This is a genomic window from Streptomyces sp. NPDC005483 (genome assembly GCF_040606035.1).
GTDB lineage: Bacteria > Actinomycetota > Actinomycetes > Streptomycetales > Streptomycetaceae > Streptomyces.
This window is the reverse complement of record NZ_JBEXEA010000007.1, coordinates 367389-386580: the sequence shown is the minus strand read 5'-3', so window position 1 is coordinate 386580 and position 19192 is coordinate 367389. Positions and strand designations below refer to the sequence as shown.

Below are 19192 nucleotides of genomic sequence, written 5' to 3'. Positions count from 1 at the left end.
GGCACGGGTCGCGCACCAGATCGTCTCGCGGGCCGTGGTGATCGCCACCGGCATCACCGAGGACGGCGGCCGCGAGGTGCTGGGTGTGATGGTCGGCGACAGCGAGACCGAGGTGTTCTGGACCCGGTTCCTGCGCTCCTTGCGCGAACGCGGCCTGGGCGGTGTCCGGCTCGTGCTCGGCGACCATCACTCGGGCCTGGTCAAGGCGATCCGCAAGGTCATGATCGGCGCGGCCTACCAGCGCTGCCGGGTTCATTTCCTGCGCAATGTCTTCGGCGTGATCCCCAAGGACGCCGCGGAAATGGTCGCCGCGACCATCCGCACCATCTTCGCCCAGCCCGGCCAAGACGCCGTCCGCAACCAGCTCGACACGGTCGCCGACATGCTCGGCGCACAGTTTCCCCAGGTCAAACAGATGCTCCTGGACGCCAAGGACGACCTCACCGCCTTCGCAGCCTTCCCGGAACGGCACTGGAAGAAGATCCAGTCCACAAACCCGCTGGAGCGGATCAACCGCGAGATCAAACGCCGCGTCGACGTCGTCCAGGTCTTCCCCAACGACGACGCCCTCCTGCGACTGGTCACCGCCGTGCTCTTTGAGATGCACGACGAGTGGATCGCCTTCCCCCGCCGCTACCTACCCGAAGGCAGCATGGACCAGATCTACCCCACCGAGCCCGGCGAAAGCGCCCCCGCACTCCCCAACACCACCAACACGACCGACGATTGATCGCCTACACCACGTCAAGGGACACGACCCTCGGCAGCATTCTGTCGACTGATCGAAAGGGTCATGGCGAACCTTCCCCGTGCTTCTCCGCGATGTCCTGTGTCCTGTCGGTGCTCGCCCCTCCTCCCCGTGTGCTTACCGCGTTCCCCGCATCCGGCGACCCACGGGCTGGACAGCCGTCGTGTCGGGATGCCCGATGACGAAGCGCGGTCCCCATGGCGGTTTCGTCCGCGCCGTAAAGGTCACTGGTGTCCCAGCAGGGGTGTTTCCGGCACCTGTGGTGCTGGAAAACGGCGGCCGGGAGAGGTGACGAGCATGGACACACCGGAGCGGATCCTGAAGGCGCTGACCGGGATGCTCGGCGAGTCCCACCTGACGGACTTCGGCCACCTGCCGGAGCTGGTCACCCGCCATGCCGAGGCGGCGGGCATGGCCGATGCACAGTTCTTCCTGGCCGACCTGCGTCAGCAGGTTCTCATTGAGGTCACCGGGCGAGGGCTGGACGCTGCTCAGGGCGGTGAGGTCGTCTCGGTGGAGGGCACGCTGCCCGGCCGCGTCTTCACCGGCAGTCGTCCTCAGCGCGGTGGGGGCGCCGAGCGCGGCCGCTGGTGGGTGCCGGTGCTCGACGGGACCGAGCGCCTCGGAGTCCTGCGGGCCGACCTGCCCGACGGTGTGGGACCTGAGCGGCTTGAGATGCTGGCCTCGCTGGTCGGCATGCTGGTGGTCAGCAAGCGCCCTCCGAGCGATGCCGCCGCTCGTCTCGAGCGCACGGAGACGATGAACGTGGCCGCGGAGATGCAGTGGAATCTGATGCCACCGCGCTCGTTCGCCAACCGCGACGTCGTGATCGCGGCCGCGCTGGAGCCGGCCTACGAGATCGGCGGTGACGCCTTCGACTACGCGATCGCCGGCGACCAGGTACACCTCGCCGTCTTCGACGCGATGGGACACAGCAGCAACGCCGGGCTCGCCGCCAACCTCGCCGTGTCGGCCTGCCGCAACCAGCGCCGGCAGGGCACGGATCTGGTGACCACCGGCGAGCGCGTCGAGCAGATCCTGGTCGACCACTTCGGCCACGACACCTACGTCACCGCCATTCTGGCCGACCTCGACGCGACCACCGGACTGCTCAGCTGGATCAACCGCGGGCACCACCCGCCGGTGCTGATCCGAGGCGGACGATGGACCACCGCACTGTCATGCCCGCCGGCACACCCGTTCGGCACCGAGCTGGGGATCACCGCCACACTCTGCCGCGAACAGTTGGAACCCGGCGACCGCGTCCTGCTGTACACCGACGGCATCACGGAAGCCCGCGACGCACGCGGCCGGGAATTCGGCCTGCACCAGTTCACCGACTTCATCATCCGCCACCATGCCGACGGCCTGCCGGTACCCGAGACCCTGCGCCGCCTCATGGGTGCCGTCCTGGACCATCACGCGGGCCGGCTGGGTGATGACGCCACCGTCGTCTGCCTGGAATGGCACGGCCCCAGCCGCAACACCCAACTCAGTCCCGCCCACGGCTCGACCACGGACACCGACAACGCCGACTCGGACGCCGACGCCGGGTGACAACGCAAGAAGCAGCGTTGAAGAGGTGATGACGGCCAACGTGAAGGCCGGCCCGTCAGGTGGAGATGGCGCTCTCGCAGACGTCGGAGAGTTCGAGGTCGCGGTCGACCAAGGTCTGGGCGGTGGCGGCGAGACTGACCTGATGGCGGTCGGCGTAGCCGGCCAGGAGGCGCCCTGCCTCGTTCACGGGCAGCCCCTGGTAGGCGGCGATCATTCCCTTGGCGATCTCGAGGACGTTCTTGGCGGCGATGGCGCTCTGGACACGGGTCACGACGTCGTCACTGCGGGGTTCGGCGGACCAGTGCATCAGTGCCAGGGCGGCGGAGTCCGCCAGGGCCTGTGCCAGGTGCGGGTCGCCGCCGGGGAGCTCGCCGGTACCGGCGTTGAGCAGGGTGAGCGCCCCCAGGGTGCGGTCGTGGAGGCGTACCGGAACGGTGTGCAGGGACCGGTATCCGGCTTCGACCATGGCCGCGACCAGTTCGGGCCAGTGTTCCTCTTCGGCAGCGATGTCGGGGACGCTGCGGCCCTCGCCGCTGCGACAGCAGTCCATGCAGGGGCCGCGCCCGGTCTGCATCTGCATCAGCTCGATGAACGCGGCCTCGTCCTCGGTGGCGGCCATCGTCTTCAACGTGCCCCGGGCATCGGCAATCATCACCGCCACCGCGTCCACGTCCAGCAGTCGGCGGCAGGTGTGCACCAGCCGGTCGAACAGGCGCAGGGGGTCGAAGTCCGGTGCGTAGGTGTCCGCCAGGCCGACGAACGCCGTCGCCAGCTCCCGCTCGCGGTTCATGCCCGCCTCCCCGGCGCTGTCGTCGTGCCTGCTCAGGTCTTCACTCATGGCCGATGTCCGTGCTGCCGTCGATGATGGCCCGTGCGATGGCGAGTGAGGTGCTGCCCTGCGCGAAGGCCCGGGCTCGGAGCCTCAGCAGGGCTTCCTGGGCACTCACTCCGAGATGCACCATGATCATGCCGGTGGCCTGGTGGACTTCCACCCGGTCCGATTCTGCTCCTTGCAGCCACGCTACGACTCCATCGGAGTCGGATGAAGTCTCGTCGAGGGCCGTGACGGCCAGGCTGAGAGCATCGGCGACCAGCAGCGCGGTGCGCACCTGACCGTCGTCGAGCGTCCCTGCCCTCTCCTGGTACAGGTCCAGGGTTCCCAACGCACCCGCCGCGGCCGTCAACGGCAGCGAGAAGACGGCCTCCGCTCCCGTCTTGGCCGCCTGAAGGGCGAACAGCGGCCAGCGCCGGGCATCCGGCGCCCAGGTCAGATCCGGTGCGAACACCGGGGCCAGCAGGCGGGTGGCCTCCGTGCACGGTCCCTCACCGAGGGTGTACTGAATCTCCGCGAGCTGACCGGCCACATCGTCACTGGCGAACAGCACGACACCGGTGCCCGGCTCCCGTCCGAGGACCGACAGCGACAACCCCGAAACACCCGGCAGGAGAGACACACACGCCCGGCACAGTGCCTTCGGCACCGAGAGGGGAGGAACTCCGCGGACCGCGTCGATCAGCACGCCTGCGACCCGCCTCCGCAAAATACGCGACGCGCGCTCCGCGTCCTCGCCATCCGGTTCCGGCCCGGACATCATCCTCACCTCCCCGCGCAGCAACGCATCGGCCTATCCGATCTTGCTCATCCGCGGGATCCGAAGCACCGGTTCACCGGCGCCCTGGTCACGGGCATACGTGCGTGTCCGATCACCACCAGTTCTGCGACCCGGGCGTGTCGACGGCGACCTCACTCCTCCGTCCTGCCCACCGTGACCAAGTCCCCTTGGACCACCGGGAGAAACACGGAAGTGGACCATCCCAAGAAGCGACTCGCTGCGCGCGTCCCCGATCGCCATCCCGTGTCGACGACGAGGTGGCGCTGCTCAGTGGTGGCGACGGTCGGTCCGATGGCCCGATCTGCCATCATGGCCGAAACGGAACCTCGTTCCAGGAACAGTACGGAGCCGGATCCACTTCGCGATCCGACGAGAGGAGCCTCACGGTGAGCGACAGCCGCCAGGGCACGGAGAAGGCCACCGCGACCCAGCGCAAGGACGTCCGGCGCAACAAGCAGATCCTGCTGGACGCGGCCGCCGCCGCCTTCGTCACCTCGGGCGTGGAAGCGCCGGTACGCGACATCGCGGCCAGGGCGGGCGTCGGAATCGGCACGATCTACCGCCACTTCCCCACCCGGGCGGACCTGATCGTCGCGGTCTTCCGCCATCAGGTCGAGACCTGCGCCGAGGCCGGCCCCGCCCTGCTGGCGAGCTGCCCCACCGCATACGACGCGCTGGAACAGTGGATCGACCTGTTCGTCGACTTCCTGGTGACCAAACACGGACTCGCCGCCGCCCTGCAGCACGACAACGTCGGCTTCGAGACCCTGCACGCCTACTTCATCGACCACCTCGTTCCGGTGTGCACGCAGCTCCTCGACGCCGCCGCGGCCGCCGGCAAGATCCACTCCGACATCGGGGGGTTCGAGCTGATGCGCGGCGTGGGGAACCTGTGCGTCGGTGCGGAGAGCGATCCCCGCTACGACCCGCGCACCTTGGTCGCGCTCCTCGTCGCGGGGCTGCGTCAACCACGGCGGCCCGAGTCCGGGGCGGGTCGCGGCGAGTCCTGAGCGGCCCACCCGCCCGGCCGCGCGCGCACGAACCGGCCCTCGCCCCACCCCTCTCGGTACCCCTGAGCGCCGGACCCGACCGCCTCACACGTCGACGCCGCCGTCAGCCCTCGGCCGCATCCGCGCGCGGTTGCCGGTAGGGCCGTACCGCGCGCCGCGCTATGGCGAAACGGTGGGTCTCCGAGGGTCCGTCGTATATCCGGAACGGCCGTACTTCCCGGAAGAGACGGGCCAGCGGCGCGTCGGCGGCCGAGATGCCGAGGGCTCCGCAGATCTGCACCGCCCGGTCGACCACCCGGTTCACCGCCTCCGCGACGAAGGTCTTGGACACCGACGTCAGCTGGGAGGCGGCCGCGGAACCGGTGTCCAACTCCCAGGCGGTACGCAGGATCAGGGCGCGGCTCGCCTCGATGTCGATCTCCGAGTCCGCCAGCATCTGCTGGACCATGCCGAGGTCTCCGAGCACCGAGCCGAAGGCCATACGGCTCCCCGCCCGCTCCAGCGCCACGTCCTGGGCGCGGCGGGCCGCACCGAGCCAGCGCATGCAGTGGGTCATCCGGGCGGGACCGAGCCGGACCTGGGCGCCTTCGAAGCCGTGGTCCACCTCGCCGAGCACCTGCCCCTCCCCCACCACGCACTCCTCGAAGACGATCTCCGCGTGCCCGGCGAAGAGGGACTCGTCCAGGGTCTCGATGCTGCGGACCAGGCGCATGCCGGGAGTGTCGGCGTCCACCAGGAACATGGTGGCGCCACCCGGGTTGCCCGGGCCGCCCGAGGTGCGGGCCATGACGATGGCGAAGCCGGCTCCGTGGGCGCCGGTGATGAACCACTTGTGCCCGTCGAGGCGCCAGCCACCTGGAACCCGAGTGGCGGTGGTCCGCAGGGAGCGGGGGTCGGCGCCGGCGCCCGGAGCCGGTTCGGTCATGGCGAAGCAGGACCGGGTCTCGCCCGCGGCGAGCGGACGCAGATACCTCTGCTTCTGTTCTTCGGTGGCCACCTTCTCCAGCAGGTGCATGTTGCCTTCGTCGGGGGCCGCGCAGTTCAGCGCCAGGGGCCCGAGCAGCGAGTAGCCCGCCGCTTCGAACACCGCCGCCTGGCCGCGCAGGTCGAGCCCGTGCCCGCCCCACCGCTCGGGCACGTGGGGAGCGAAGACGCCCGCGTCGCGGGCGGCCTTCTGCAGGGTTTCGCGCAGGGCCTCGGGGGCGTCGTGCACGGACCCGCCGCACTCGCGCTCGGCCGGGATGACCACCTCGCGCACGAACTCCGTGGTCGAGGCGACGAGTTGAGCGACTGCCGGATCGACATCGAACTGGATGGGCACGGGACCTCCCGCCGACGGGCGTACGGGCGTCCGACCCGTCGCGTTCTAGAAACTGTATAGCGTCTTCAGTATCTTGCCGGGAAGCAGCCGTCGACGGGAAGCACCTGACGACGGAAAGACGCGAGGAGCACCGCCCATGAGCCTGACTGCCAGCACCGAGCCGGTCCGGATCGTCCGCCATCCCGATCGGGTCGTCGAACTGCGACTGGACGATCCAGCCCGCGGCAACGCCCTGGACCTGAGGACGGCCGAGGCACTGCGGGACACGGCCCGCGAAGTGGCCGCCGACCCGGGAGGCGCGGTGCTGCTGCGGGCGACCGGCGGCAGCTTCTGCGTGGGGGGTGACCTGCGCGCATTCGCCGGTCGGGGCGCGGAGACCGGCGCTTATGTACGCGCCGTGGCGAGCGCCGCGCACGCCGCGATACAGGCCTTGTACGACCTTCCGGTGCCGTTGGTGACCGCGGTGCGCGGCGCGGCCGCGGGTGGCGGGATCGGCCTCGCCCTGGTGGGCGACATCGTCCTGGCGACCCGGTCCGCTCGGTTCCGGCTGGCGTACACGGCGATCGGACTCACGCCCGACTGCGGGGCCTCCTGGTTCCTGCCCCGCCTGGTGGGCCCCCGCAGGGCGGCGGAACTGATCCTGACCGATCGGGTCCTGACCGGCGACGACGCCGAACAGTGGGGCCTGGTCTCGCGGTCCGTGGACGACGAGCGACTGGACGACGCGGCGCACTCGGCCGCGGCCGCTCTGGCCGTCGGCTCCGGTGACGCACTGCGGGCCTCGAAGGCCCTGCTGCGCGCCGGTGACGGTGACGGGCTGCGTCACCACCTCGCCGAGGAAGCGCGGTCGATCGCAGCCCTGGCGGACAGCCGGCGCGCGCAGGAGCTCATGGCGGGGTTCCTCGCCGCGCGGGGCCGTCCGAAGGCGGACGGGGGCCGCGCACCCGCCCGCGCGTCGGAAAGTGTTTCTTGAGTCACTCTTCACTAACCCGCCCGTCAAGGCGTAACCTCCGGGCAACACAGAACCGAGGAACCGGTCACCAGAGAACCGGGGAAATGGTGTGGCGATGCAATCTGCAGCCGTGGACCTTCCGGACGCGTCCGACGAGCCCCTCACCGAGGCTGTCGTCGATCTCGTTCTGCGCGGTATGTGGCGCGGCCGGCTGGAGTCCGAGCACCGTCCACTGGTCGACGCCGGACTGGCGATGGTCAAGGGGCCGGTGGTGCTGCCGACCGAGCAGGCCAAGGCGATCGCGGCGCGGGTCCTGCGGGTCCCCGCCGGTTCCGAGCGGGAACAGCGCATCACCGCGGCGTACGAAGCGTTCCTGCCGGTCAACCGGAAGATCCGCGATGTGTGCACCGCGTGGCAGTGCCGCCCCGACGGCACCGCCAACGACCACTCGGACGACGTCTACGACGCCGGGGTGCGCGAGTCGCTGGAGGACGTGCACGAGGCCATCCAGCCCGTGCTGCGCAGGCTGAACCAGGTGCTCGCGGGCAGCGGACGGTATCTGACGGACCTGGAGGCCGCCCTCGACCGCTTCGACGACGGCGCATCCCAGTGGCTGGCCTCCCCGCTGTGCGACTCGTACCACACCGTGTGGATGCGGTTGCACCAGGAGCTGCTGCTCGTCCTGGGGATCAGCCGGGCCGAGGACGAGGCCCGTGAAGAGGAACTGGTCACCAGGAGCCGGGGGTGAGCGTCACCGACCGCGAGACGGGTCCGCTCACACCGTCCGAGGCGGCCCCCGGCAGTCCCGGCCGGAGCCTGGTCCCCTACGGCCAGGGACGGATCCGGGGCCTCGGCGCCGACGAGCTGGGCGCGCACGGAGCCGCGATGGACCGGCTGCTGGCCCTCGGTCTGCCGGTCGTACCCGGACTCACCGTGCCCGCCGGCGCCGCCGCCTCGCTGTGCGAACCCGACACCGCCCGAGCCGCCGTGGAACTGGTCGAGCAGCTCTCGGGGCGGCGCATCGGCGATCCGGCCCGGCCGCTGCTGCTGCGCCTGTCGGCGAGCGCGCCGACCGAGGTCGCCGGACTGCCACCCGACCTGGCCTGTCTCGGCGTCTCCCCCGCCGGTGCCGACGACCTGTGCGCCGTCATCGGAAACGCGGAAGCCCTGTACGAGGTGTGGGCCGGCACCATACGCATGATCGCGGAGTACGCCCTCGACGTGTCCGCCGCGGTGCTCGACGACGCCCTGCTGGACACGTCCGGGCCGCGGGCACGGGTGGAGGTGCTGCTGTCCCTGGCGGCAAAGCACGGCTCCGGTCCCTTCCCCGACGACCCGGCACAGCAGCTCGCGCTGGCCGCCCGCGCCCTTCTCGGCCGGTGGGACTCACCCCGTGCGCGACGGTCCCGGCGTGCCCAGAAGCTCCCCGCCGACCTGGCCGTCGCCCTGCACGTGCAGGCCCTGCGCATCGGCCCTGCGGATCACTCGGGCTACGGCACGGCGGTCAGCCGCGATCCCGGCACCGGGAGCTTCTCTCCCCAGGGCTCCTTCTTCCGCGGAGTCCGCCGCAGCGCCCCACCGCCGCACACCGGTGAACCGCTGGACCGGCTCGCGGGCGGCACCGCGCTGCTCGAACACTCGCTGCTCACCCTGGAACGCCATCTGCGCACGCCGGTGTCGGTCGACTTCGAGGTGCGCGACGACGAGATCTCCCTGCTCGCCGCCGCACCGCAACCTCGCCCACCGCTGCGGGCCTCGGTCTGCCTGGCCGCGGACCTGGCCCGCGACGGGGCACTCGGCCGCGAGGACGCCGTCCGACGGATCAGCCCCGCTCAGGTGCAGGAACTGCTGCACCCCCAGCTCCGGCTGACCGGCGAGGAAGAGCTGCTGGCGAAAGGACTGCCCGCCTCCCCAGGGGCAGCGACCGGAGCGATCGTGCTGTCCAGTGAACGCGCCCTCGAACTGGCCGCGGACGGCACACGGGTCGTGCTCGTGGCCGCCGAGACCAACCCGGCGGACGTCCCCGGGATGCTGGCCTCCGCCGCAGTACTGACCGGCAGCGGGGGCATCGCCTCCCACGCCGCCGTGGTGGCGCGGGGCGCCGGAAAGCCCGCGGTGTGCGGCGCGGAGGGGCTGCGCGTGGACCGGGCCGCCGGAACGGTGCGTTTCGGCGAACGTGTGCTGCGCGAGGGCGACCCGGTCTCGCTGGACGGCCGTACCGGCGCCGTCTACGCGGGGACGCTGAGCGTCAGTGTCGCCGGACCGCCGCCCGAACTGTCCACCCTGCTGGCATGGGCGGACGACGTGCGCCGGCTGGGGGTGCGGGTCAACGCCGACACGGCGGCCGAGGTGGAGACCTCCCTCGCCCTGGGCGCGGAGGGGGTAGGGCTGTGCCGTACGGAGCACCAGTTCCTCGGCGAGCGGCTGCCGCTCATCCGCCGGGTACTCCTGGCCGCCGACCCGGCCGCCCGCGACGAGGCGCTGGTGGCTCTGGAGCACGCCCAGCACGAGGACTTCCGCGCGCTCCTGACCGCCGTAGGGAACCGCCCGGTGACCGTGCGGCTGCTGGACGCCCCGCTGCACGAGTTCCTGCCCGCCCACGGACAGTCCCTGGACGCGGCAGAGGAGCAGCGGGCCGCCGCGCTGCGGGAGGCGAACCCGATGCTCGGGCTGCGCGGAGTGCGGCTGGCGCTGCGGCACGAGCGGCTCTACCCGGCGCAGGCCGAGGCTCTTTTCACCGCCTGGGCCGATGTCGCCGCCACCGGGATCCGGCCGCAGCTGGAGGTGATGATCCCGCTCGTCAGCCTGCCCGAGGAGCTGGCCGCCGCGGCCGCCTACGTACGCGGTGCCGCCGACGCGGTCGCCGCCCGCACCGGGGTGGAGGTCCCGTACCGGCTCGGCACGATGATCGAGACCCCGCGGGCCGCGCTGCTGGCCGGCGAACTCGCCGAGCACGCCGAGTTCTTCTCCTTCGGCACCAACGACCTCACCCAGCTCACCTACGGCTTCTCCCGGGACGACGTCGAACGCCAGGTGCTGGCCTCCTACCAGGAGCGCGGGTTCCTGACCGCCAGCCCGTTCGCCCGGCTCGACCCGCACGGGGTGGGCGCCCTGGTCCGCCTCGCGGCCGAACGGGCACGGGAGGTGCGGCCCGGCATCAAGCTCGGCGTGTGCGGTGAACACGGCGGCGACCCCGAGTCGATCGCGTTCTGCGACGACCTCGGTCTCGACTACGTGTCCTGTTCCGCGCACCGCGTCCCGGTGGCCCGGATGGCGGCCGCCCACAGTGCCCTGCGGGAACCGGGCGAACAGAGCGGGAGTGCACGATGACGACCACCGTGACCGACGGCACGGCCCTGTCGGACACCGAGCTGGAGGACCTGCGCGAGACCGTGCGGTCGGTGTGCGCGGACGCTGGCGGCACCGCCGCGGTACGCCGGCTCTCCGAGGAGGCCCCCGGCATCGACGCCGGGCTGTGGGATGTCCTGGGCCGGCAGGTCGGCCTCGCGGCCCTCGGGCTGCCCGAGTCGGCGGGAGGCATCGGCGGCCTCGCCGGGATCGCCGCCGTCTGCGAGGAACTAGGCAGGTCCCTGGCGCCGGTCCCGTTGCTGTCCTCCACCGTGCTGGCCGGTCAGGTGCTGGCCGGCTGCGGTACGGCCGACAAGGCTCTGGCGGAGCTGGCCGAGGGCGCCGTACACGCCTTGGCGGTGGCGGCGCCCGACGGAACATGGCGGGCGGACGCCGTGCCGGTGGCCGTCTCCTGGCAGGGCAGCGTCCCGCTGCTGGACGGCACCGCCCCGTTCGTCCTGGACGGCGCCGACGCCCAAGCGCTGGTCGTGGCCGCGGCCGGCACGGACGGCGTGGACCTCTTCCTGGTCGACCCGAGCGAGCCGGGGGTCACGGTGCGCCGGGTGCCCACCCTGGATCTCAGCCGGGGTCAGGCCGTCGTCGCCTTCTCCTCTTGCCGGGCACGGGCACTGACCGCCGGCGGCGAAGGGTCGGACGTCGTCTCCCGCGCCCTGGACGTGGCCCTGGTGGCGCTGGCCGCCGAGCAACTCGGCGGAGCGCAGGCCGCGTTGGACATGACGGTGGCCCATGTGCGCGACCGCACCCAGTTCGGGCGCGCGATCGGCGGCTTCCAGGCGGTCAAGCACGCCTGCGCCGACATGCTGCTCCAGGTCGAGGCCGCACGGTCGGCGGTGGTGCGTGCCGTTCTGTCGGACGGCTCACCCGAGGCGCTGGCCGAGGCGGCGGCGGTGGCACAGGCCTGGTGCGGCGAGGCGTTCGTCGCGGTCACCGCGCAGTGCGTGCAACTGCACGGCGGGATGGGCTTCACCTGGGAGCACGACGCACACCTGTACTTCCGGCGCGCCCAGTCCGACGCGGTCCTGCTCGGCGGCGCCGCACACCATCGGGAACGGCTGGCCGGTCTGCTGGGCTGGTGACGTGGAAGGCGGAACGGCATGACCACCAGACTCATCGACGAGTCGCTGTTCGAGAACCCGGAGAACCGGGACAAGCGCGAGAAACCGGAGTACGACTCCGGGGATGCACCGCGGCTCGTGGGCGCCCGCTGCTCCGGGTGCAGCACCGTCGTCTTCCCCCGGCAGGACTCGTGCCCCCGGTGTGCGCACGGGACGATGTCCGCGCACGTGCTGCCGGTGAGCGGGCGGGTGTGGTCGTGGACGCTCCAGGCGTTCCCGCCCAAACCGCCGTACCGGCCGCCGGCCGGCGGTCATCGGCCGTACCACCTGGGCTATGTGGACCTCGGTGAGGTGCTGGTCGAGGCGCGCCTGGCGGTGCCCCGCGAGGAGATCCGGATCGGTCTGCCGGTCCGGCTCACCACGGTGACCGCGTACGAGGACGAGGACGGGACCGAGGTCATCACCTTCGCGTTCCGTCCGGAACGGGACGACGAGCGATGAGCCGGCGCGACGACGTGTACGTGGTCGGATGCGGGATGACTCCCTTCGGGCGCGACGAGAGCGTCAGCGGGATGGACATGGCCGAGCGCGCGGTACGCGAGGCGCTCGCCGATGCCGGTGTCGCCTGGGAGGACGTCGGTTTCGCGGCCGGCGGCTCCGACGTGTCCGGCAAGCCCGACACGCTGGTGGGCCGGCTGGGCCTGACCGGAGTGCCGTTCGTCAACGTGCAGAACGGCTGCGCGACCGGCGCATCCACGGTACTCACGGCGGCCAACGCGCTGCGCGCCGGCGAGGCCTCGCTCGCACTGGCGGTGGGTTTCGACAAGCACGAGCGCGGCGCGTTCCACGTCTCCGCCGCCCGCTACGGCCTGGGCGACTGGTACGCCGAGACCGGCATGATGCTCACCACCCAGTTCTTCGCACTCAAGACCCAGCGGTACCTGCACGAGCACGGAATCCCGGAGCAGGCGCTGGCGATGGTCGCCGCGCGGGCCTTCCGCAACGGCTCGCACCATCCCCTGGCCTGGCGGCGCAAACCGCTCACGGAACAGGAGATCCTCGACTCCGCCGAGGTCAGCCCCCCGCTCACCCAGTACATGTTCTGCTCGCCCGGACAGGGCGCGGCGGCGCTGGTGCTGGCGCTCGGCGACCGCGCGTTCGACCTGTGCGAACAACCGGTCAGGCTGGCGTCGCTGGCCTTCCGGACCCGGCGCTTCGGCTCGTTCGAGGTGTTCTCACCGTGGCTGCCGCCGGGACCGCACCGCAGCCCCAGCGTCGACGCCGCGGAGGCGGCCTTCCGCACGGCGGGGGTGCGGCCCGCGGACGTGCAGGTCGCTCAGTTGCAGGACACCGACAGCGGCTCGGAGCTGATCCACCTGGCGGAAACCGGTCTGTGCGGCCATGGCGAGCAGGAGGAGCTGCTGGCCGGCGGCGCCACCGATCCCACCGGCCGGATACCGGTCAACACCGACGGCGGCTGCCTGGCCGGCGGGGAGCCCGTCGGCGCCTCGGGGCTCCGCCAGTTCCACGAGGTCGTACGGCAGTTGCAGGGCCGCGCGCCCGGTGTTCAGGTGCCGGGGGCTCCCCGGGTGGGCTTCACCCATGTGTACGGGGCGCCCGGGATCAGCGCGTGCGCGGTTCTGACGGTCTGAGGGGCGGGGCACATCCTGGGGCGCGGCTGCGTCAGCGCACAGGTGGGCGGTCGCCCGCGGCACGCCGGTCAGCAGCGTGACGCCGCGCCGGCCCGGTGTGGTCGGCGGCAGCCGACCGGGCGGCGGCTCTGGACCGGCGGCTGCGGGGTATGCGGGGCCCGGCGACCGGAGCCCTGGGGTAGACGGCTGTTCGGCGAGAGCCCACCACGGGCCTGGTGCCTCAGGTCCCTGACGTCGCCGACTTCGTCGTGGTCTGTTCGGCGGCGACGATGCGCAGGGCCAGTGACCTGACCGGCGTCCGCCTGGCGCCGGTCAGCAGCCTGCCGCCGCGGCGGCCCGGCGACCGGAGCCACCGGGAAGACGGCTGTTCGGCGTGAACAGACCACGCGCCCGGCGTACCGCCTCAGGTCTCTGACGTCGCCGGCTTCGCCGGTGTCTGTTCGGCGGCGACGATGCGCAGGGCCAGTGACCTGACCGCCTCCAGCACGGACCGGGACGGCAGCTGGGACAGTGGTCCGCCCTCCGCACGCAGCGCGGTGACGAGCATGGTCGTACTGATCAGTGTGCGGACCGCGAGGGCCTGTGCCGCGTGCCGGGCCTTCGCCGCGCGCGGGCTGCGTGTGGTGCCCTCGGGCAGATAGTCGTAACCACGCTGGATGTGCCGCTGTTCGAACTCGTCGCGCAGCACCTTGACGCTGCCGTTGGCGGAGGCCACCTGGACCTGGTAGAGGCGGGCCTCGGCCGGGTTCTTCTCCACCCACTCCCACACGGCGTCGATGACCCGGACCAGGCCCTCCGCGTCACCCGGCTCGGACTCCGGCCGGGCCGCCTCCACGACCGCGTTCAGCTGGTCGAAGACCCGGCGCATGGAGAGTTCGAGCAGCTCCTCCTTGCCGTCGAAGTGGTAGTAGACGGCGGTGGGGACGACCTGGGCCTCGTCGGCGATGTCCTGGACGCTGGTCTCCGCGAACCCGTTGCGGCCGAACACCCGCACGGCGGCGGTGATGATGTGCTGTCGCCGCGAGGGCCGGTGGGCGGGTTGCTTGCCGTTCTTCGTGGTGGCCATCGTTGCTCCCCGCCTCGCCGCTGTGAACCCACGTCCGTGGTTCCTCGCACTGACCAGTGTATCCAGTAACTGTGATCGCTCGTCGGTACGATTCCTGCTGCACACTGGCCTCCGGGATGCCGACGTCCCGGCATACTTGACACCATGACGACATCCGGAACCCGCGCCGCTCACCGTCCCTCGCGCAAACAGTGGGTGATCGAGGCGGCCACGGAGTTGTTCGCCACCCAGCCGCCGGACGAGGTGACGGTGGCCGACATCGCCGCTCGTGCCGAGATGACCTCGGCGGCGGTGTACTACCACTTCTCCTCCAAGGACCAGGTCCTGGCGGAGACCATGCGGGCGTTCGCCGCCGCGCTGCGCGAGCAGTTGCAGGCGATCGCCGATGCCCATGAGCCCGGCTCGGACATCGGCGCGTCGGTCACCGCACTGCTGGCCTGGATGGGCGAACACCGGTCCGCGGCCACCGTCTTCTTCGTGTCGTCGGCCGGTATGAGCCAGGACGCGGAGGCGCTGCGCCAGGAGAGCCGTACCGAGGTGCTGGACGAGCTGGTTCGGTTGATCCGCAAGGCCCGCGTGTCCGCGTCCGACGCCGAGGCGGCGGTGATCGGCCTGGGCCTGCTGGCGCTGCTGGAGACCGCGGCGATCTCGCAGGTCCGGGGTGACGACGTCTACCGGTCGCTGGGTCACCGCTCGTTCGTCCGCGAGGTCGGCGAACTCGCTGAGCGGATCGCCGACCCGGCCCTCTAGACCGCGACTCACACCAGCAGACGAAGGGGTTTGCTCAGCAGCTCCCCGAGCGTGCGCAGGTATTCGGCGGCCGGAGCCCCGTCGACGGCACGGTGGTCGAAGGTGAGGCTCAGGGTCAGCACCCGCGTCCTCAGCGGCTTGTCTCCCGCCCACTCGACGCCGTCCCTGAGCCTGCCCACCCCGAGGATCGCGACATTGCCGGGGTTGATCACGGGGGTGAAGAAGTCGACCCCGTACCCGCCGAGCGAGGTCACCGTGAATGTGGCCCCCTCCAGCTGTGCCGGGGAGATCCGCCCTTCACGCGCGGCTTGCGCCAGGGCCCTCGACCGGTCGGCGATCCCGGTCAGCGGCAGCGCCACCGCGTCCTCGATGACGGGGACCATGAGGCCGCCCGGGACGGCCACCGCGAAGCCGAGGTGGATGTCGTCGAGCAGATGGATGCCGTCCTCGCGGACCGTCGCGTTGAGCAGCGGGTGCTCGCGCAGGGCCAGGGCCGCGGCCTTCAGGAGGAAGTCGTTGATGCTGGGCACCGGCAGGTCGCTGTCGGCCCACTCCTCCTTCAGCCGCTCCCGCAGGGAGACCACGGCGTCCATCCGCACCTCGTAGCCGTGCGTCAGCTGGGCCATCTCCTGGAGGCTGGCGTGCATCCGGCGGGCGATGGTGCCGCGCATCCCGGTGAGCGGGATGACCTCGCCGGAGCGGGCGGGGACGGGTTCGGCCGCCGGGGTGACTCCGTCCAGATCGGACCTGCGGATCCGGCCGCCCGGTCCGGTGCCGTTCACCTCGGAGAGGTCGATGCCCCGTTCCTTCGCCAGCTTGCGGACCAGCGGCGAGAAGGAGGCGCCGGCCGGTGGGAGGGGCACGGCGAGGGTCGCGACGTGCTCTTCCACGTCCTCGGAGACGATCCGGCCGCCCGGCCCCGTGCCGCGTACGACCGTGAGGTCGACGTCGGCGGCCGCGGCGACCCGGCGGGCGTTCGGGGAGGAGAGCAGGCGGTCGGCAACGCCCTCCGACGCGGCGGCCTCGATGCCCATGAGGTCAGGGGCACCCGGCGGTTGCTCCCCCTCGTCCAGCAGCCAGCCGATGAGGGCACCCGCGGGCACGGTGGTTCCCGCCGGGACCACCGGATGGAACAGTCCCCCGGCCTCCGCCTCGACGTCCACGTCGACCTTGTCGGTGGCCAGCCGCAGCAGCGCGTCGCCCTCCGCGACGGTGCCGCCGGTGGGCACCAGCCATTCGTCGATCGTGCCTTCCTGCATGGTCAGGCCGATCTTCGGCAGCAGAACCTCGACCGCCACGTCGGTCACGACCTTTCGAGCAGGCGCCGGCAGCCCTGGGCGATGCGGGCGCGATCGGGCACGTACGCCTTCTCCAGTACGGGCGAGAAGGGAACCGGGGAGAAGGGGGCACCGATCCGCAGGACCGGCGCGTCGAGGTAGTCGAAGACCACGTCCTGGATCTGGGCGGCGATCTCCGCCCCGAGTCCGCCGAAGGTGACGGCCTCGTGCACCACGAGCACCCGGTTGGTACGGCGGACGGAGGCGAACATCGTCTCGGTGTCCAGCGGCTGCACGGTCCGCGGGTCGATCACCTCGATCTCCACGCCCTCGGCGGCGAGTTCGTCGGCCGCCGCGAGCGCCTCCCCCACCATGCGGCCGAGCGCGATCACGGTGACGTCGGAGCCCTGGCGGGCGGTGTGCGCCTGGCCCAGCGGGATGCCGTAGATCTCCTCGGGCACCTCGCCGGTGCTGCCGAGGAGGACCTTGTTGAGCATGACGACGACCGGGTTGTCGTCCCGGATGGCCGAGACGGTCAGGCCCTTGGCGGTGTACGCGTCGCACGGCATGACGACCTTGAGGCCGGGCACGTGCGCCAGCCAGGCCTCCAGGCTCTGGCTGTGCTGGGCCGCGGCGCCGAGGCCCGCGCCGGACGCGGTGGTGATGGTGAGCGGCACGGACAGCGCGCCGCCGAACATGTACTTCATCTTCGCCGCCTGGTTGACGATCTGGTCGAGGCAGACGCCGATGAAGTCCATGAACATCAGGTCGACGACGGGGCGCAGGCCCCGGGCGGCGGCTCCCACGCCGAGGCCGACGAGGGCGGCCTCGGAGATCGGGGTGTCGATCATGCGGCGGGGGCCGAACTCGTCGAGCAGGTTGTCGAACATGCGGAACACGCCGCCGTATCCGGCCACGTCCTCGCCGGCGACGAAGACGTTCTCGTCCTCGCGCATGGCCTGGGCGAGCCCTTCGTTGAAGGCCTTGACGTAGCTCAGCTTGCGGGCCCCCGCGTTCGGGGCGACGGCCGGGGCTTCGGTGATCGTGGTCATGGCGGTCATCCCGAGTAGACGTTGAGCAGCAGGTCGGCGGGGTCGGGCAGCGGGCTCGACTCGGCGTACGCGATGGCGTCGGCGATCTCCTCGCGGGTGCGCTGCCATACGTCGTCCAGTTCGGCGCGGGTCGCGGTGCCGTCGGCGACCGCGCGGGCCTCGATCAGGTCGATGGGGTCGCGGGTCTTCCACTCGGCGACCTCCTCGTCCGAGCGGTAGGGGTGCCGCAGGCCCTTGACGCCCTGGTGGTCGAAGAAGCGGTAGGTCTTGGCCTCGATCATCATCGGGCCCGCGCCGGCCCGGGCCCGTGCGACGGCGTCGGCGGCGGCTCGGTGGACGGCGACCGCGTCCATACCGTCGACGATCACGCTGGGCATGCCGTAGGCGGCGGCCCGGTCGGCGACGTCGGTGAGCAGCATGTGTCCGGACTGCGGGGTGAACTCGGCGTAGCCGTTGTTCTCGCAGACGAAGACGACGGGCAGGCCGAGGATGGCGGCCATGTTGGCGCCCTCGTGGAAGGCGCCGATGTTGGTGGCGCCGTCGCCGAAGAAGGTCACGGCGACACTGTCCTCACCCTTGTAGCGGGCGGCGAAGGCGGCGCCCACGGCGATCGGGACGCCGGCCCCGACGATGCCGTTGGCGCCGAGCATGCCGCGGGTGAGGTCGTTGATGTGCATGCTGCCGCCGCGGCCGAGGCAGGCGCCGGTGACCCGGCCGTACAGCTCGGCGTACATCTCGCGGAAGCCGACCCCTTTGGCGACGGCGTGGCCGTGGCCGCGGTGGGTGGAGGTGATCTGGTCGTCGTCGCGCAGGGCCGCCATGACGCCGGCGGCGACGGCTTCCTGGCCGACGTACAGGTGGAGGAAGCCGGGCAGCTTGCCCGCCTCCATGAGCTTTCCCGCCTCGGTCTCGAACAGCCGAATGCGCACCATGCGTTCGTGCAGGTCCCTGATGACCTGCGTGCTGACCTGTGCGGTTTTCTTCGACGCCGTCGACGCTCGTTGAGCCATCGTCCGCCCCTTCGTCCGAGGGAGGTTGCCAAGCAATCGGACTTACTTGTGCTGGTCTACAGTAACCAGCTGGGGGCACCTTACTGAACAGCGTCTCTAATTACTATGCCCTGGTCCCAGGTGGCCGCCCCGCCCGTCGACCAACTCGACGACGTTGCCCTCCGGATCCACCCAGAAGCTGATCCGCCGACCGTGCGCCCGGACCACGAGCGGGTCCGACAGGGGCCGGGCACCCGCGGCCGGCAGCTCGGCCACCACCGCGTCCAAGTCGTCGACGTGGAAGGTGAGATACGACAGCCCCGGGCGCCCGGCCGACCAGGGCGCCGCAGGGGCCGACACCGGGGCCGACCGGGGAAGGATCAACTTCACGCACCCTCCGGACGGCACCCGCAGCCAGACCACCACCAGCTCGCCGCCGAGCCCGGCCGGACCCCCGACGGACCCCGGAACACGTGAGCGGCGCTCGACTCGACAACCGATCACGTCGCAGTAGAAGCGCTCCATCAGCGCCAGGTCGCGCACCACCACACCCACCTCGAACGGCAGGGTCATGACCATCGCACCCACCCCCACGGGACGCCGAGCGGCAACTTCGACACTTTCTATTGACAGAGCACACTAAGTCCTGTTGCAGTTTCGGACACAACCCAGCTGTCGCGTTACGAAGCCGGTCACCGGCTCGCGGCTGGGAGGATTGTGAGGACATCGTGGTCCAGACCAGTTCCCCGGAGATTCGGGAAGCAGCCGGCGGGCGTGGGTC

Annotated in this window: 19 protein-coding genes; 11 read left to right on the top strand and 8 right to left on the bottom strand. The window is 71.4% G+C overall.

What is annotated here, in order from left to right; all coding sequences use genetic code 11:
- Together ABZT06_RS16815 and ABZT06_RS16810 are read left to right on the top strand one after the other, a co-directional pair.
- Positions 1–730: IS256 family transposase (locus ABZT06_RS16815; protein WP_355740840.1), on the top strand; the 730-nt coding region annotated here is incomplete at its 5' end.
- Positions 731–1045: 315 nt separating this feature from the next.
- Complete coding sequence (locus tag ABZT06_RS16810; RefSeq protein ID WP_355740838.1) at positions 1046–2305, top strand: PP2C family protein-serine/threonine phosphatase; 1260 nt, start codon at positions 1046–1048, stop codon at positions 2303–2305.
- Positions 2306–2360: 55 nt separating this feature from the next.
- On the opposite strand, the gene ABZT06_RS16805 is transcribed toward ABZT06_RS16810, so the two are convergent.
- Positions 2361–3143 carry a GAF and ANTAR domain-containing protein gene (locus ABZT06_RS16805; protein WP_355740836.1) on the bottom strand — a complete coding sequence of 261 codons (783 nt, stop codon included), beginning with the start codon at positions 3141–3143 and terminating at the stop codon, positions 2361–2363.
- Positions 3136–3825: a GAF and ANTAR domain-containing protein gene (locus tag ABZT06_RS16800; RefSeq protein WP_355740834.1), complete on the bottom strand. Its 690-nt coding sequence runs from the start codon at positions 3823–3825 to the stop codon at positions 3136–3138. Before ABZT06_RS16800 ends, ABZT06_RS16805 begins: the two co-directional genes overlap by 8 nt.
- A 479-nt stretch (positions 3826–4304) precedes the next feature.
- On the opposite strand from ABZT06_RS16800, the gene ABZT06_RS16795 reads away from it, so the two are divergent.
- Positions 4305–4928, top strand: a complete 624-nt coding sequence (locus tag ABZT06_RS16795; protein WP_355740832.1) for a TetR/AcrR family transcriptional regulator — start codon at positions 4305–4307, stop codon at positions 4926–4928.
- A gap of 103 nt (positions 4929–5031) precedes the next feature.
- On the opposite strand, the gene ABZT06_RS16790 is transcribed toward ABZT06_RS16795, so the two are convergent.
- On the bottom strand, positions 5032–6249 hold the full coding sequence (locus ABZT06_RS16790; protein WP_355740830.1) for an acyl-CoA dehydrogenase family protein: 1218 nt from the start codon (positions 6247–6249) through the stop codon (positions 5032–5034).
- Between the two features lie 136 nt (positions 6250–6385).
- Between ABZT06_RS16790 and ABZT06_RS16785 the strand changes: the two genes are divergently transcribed.
- The 7 genes from ABZT06_RS16785 (at position 6386) to ABZT06_RS16755 (ending at position 13654) form a co-directional block, all read left to right on the top strand.
- The gene (locus tag ABZT06_RS16785; protein WP_355740828.1) at positions 6386–7222 is read left to right on the top strand and encodes an enoyl-CoA hydratase/isomerase family protein; all 837 of its coding nucleotides are present in this window, start codon (positions 6386–6388) and stop codon (positions 7220–7222) included.
- 94 nt (positions 7223–7316) lie between these two features.
- A complete protein-coding gene (locus tag ABZT06_RS16780; protein WP_355740826.1) occupies positions 7317–7949 on the top strand; it encodes a hypothetical protein in 633 nt (210 codons plus the stop codon).
- The gene (locus ABZT06_RS16775) at positions 7946–10531 is read left to right on the top strand and encodes a putative PEP-binding protein (RefSeq protein ID WP_355740824.1); all 2586 of its coding nucleotides are present in this window, start codon (positions 7946–7948) and stop codon (positions 10529–10531) included. The genes ABZT06_RS16780 and ABZT06_RS16775 overlap by 4 nt, the downstream gene beginning before the upstream one ends.
- Positions 10528–11646, top strand: a complete 1119-nt coding sequence (locus ABZT06_RS16770) for an acyl-CoA dehydrogenase (protein ID WP_355740822.1) — start codon at positions 10528–10530, stop codon at positions 11644–11646. Before ABZT06_RS16775 ends, ABZT06_RS16770 begins: the two co-directional genes overlap by 4 nt.
- Positions 11647–11664: 18 nt before the next feature.
- Entirely contained in the window at positions 11665–12126 is a 462-nt protein-coding gene (locus tag ABZT06_RS16765) for an OB-fold domain-containing protein (RefSeq protein ID WP_355740820.1), read from the top strand.
- Positions 12123–13277 (top strand): thiolase family protein, encoded by a 1155-nt coding sequence (locus ABZT06_RS16760; RefSeq protein WP_355740818.1) that lies wholly within the window; start codon positions 12123–12125, stop codon positions 13275–13277. Before ABZT06_RS16765 ends, ABZT06_RS16760 begins: the two co-directional genes overlap by 4 nt.
- Positions 13278–13492: 215 nt before the next feature.
- A complete protein-coding gene (locus ABZT06_RS16755) occupies positions 13493–13654 on the top strand; it encodes a hypothetical protein (RefSeq protein ID WP_355740816.1) in 162 nt (53 codons plus the stop codon).
- Between the two features lie 26 nt (positions 13655–13680).
- Here ABZT06_RS16755 and ABZT06_RS16750 read toward each other — a convergent pair whose 3' ends face one another.
- Positions 13681–14343, bottom strand: coding sequence for a TetR/AcrR family transcriptional regulator (locus ABZT06_RS16750; protein WP_355740814.1), 663 nt, complete (start codon positions 14341–14343; stop codon positions 13681–13683).
- 144 nt (positions 14344–14487) lie between these two features.
- Here ABZT06_RS16750 and ABZT06_RS16745 point away from each other — a divergent pair, with 144 nt between their 5' ends.
- Positions 14488–15093 (top strand): helix-turn-helix domain-containing protein, encoded by a 606-nt coding sequence (locus ABZT06_RS16745; protein WP_355740812.1) that lies wholly within the window; start codon positions 14488–14490, stop codon positions 15091–15093.
- Positions 15094–15101: 8 nt separating this feature from the next.
- On the opposite strand, the gene ABZT06_RS16740 is transcribed toward ABZT06_RS16745, so the two are convergent.
- From ABZT06_RS16740 to ABZT06_RS16725, 4 genes are all read right to left on the bottom strand, one after another.
- Positions 15102–16400, bottom strand: a complete 1299-nt coding sequence (locus tag ABZT06_RS16740; protein WP_355740810.1) for a dihydrolipoamide acetyltransferase family protein — start codon at positions 16398–16400, stop codon at positions 15102–15104.
- On the bottom strand, positions 16397–17422 hold the full coding sequence (locus ABZT06_RS16735) for an alpha-ketoacid dehydrogenase subunit beta (protein ID WP_355740808.1): 1026 nt from the start codon (positions 17420–17422) through the stop codon (positions 16397–16399). Before ABZT06_RS16735 ends, ABZT06_RS16740 begins: the two co-directional genes overlap by 4 nt.
- 5 nt (positions 17423–17427) lie before the next feature.
- Positions 17428–18432, bottom strand: coding sequence for a thiamine pyrophosphate-dependent dehydrogenase E1 component subunit alpha (locus ABZT06_RS16730; protein ID WP_355740806.1), 1005 nt, complete (start codon positions 18430–18432; stop codon positions 17428–17430).
- Positions 18433–18528: 96 nt separating this feature from the next.
- Positions 18529–18984 carry a VOC family protein gene (locus tag ABZT06_RS16725; protein ID WP_355740804.1) on the bottom strand — a complete coding sequence of 152 codons (456 nt, stop codon included), beginning with the start codon at positions 18982–18984 and terminating at the stop codon, positions 18529–18531.
- Between the last annotated feature and the right edge of the window lie 208 nt (positions 18985–19192).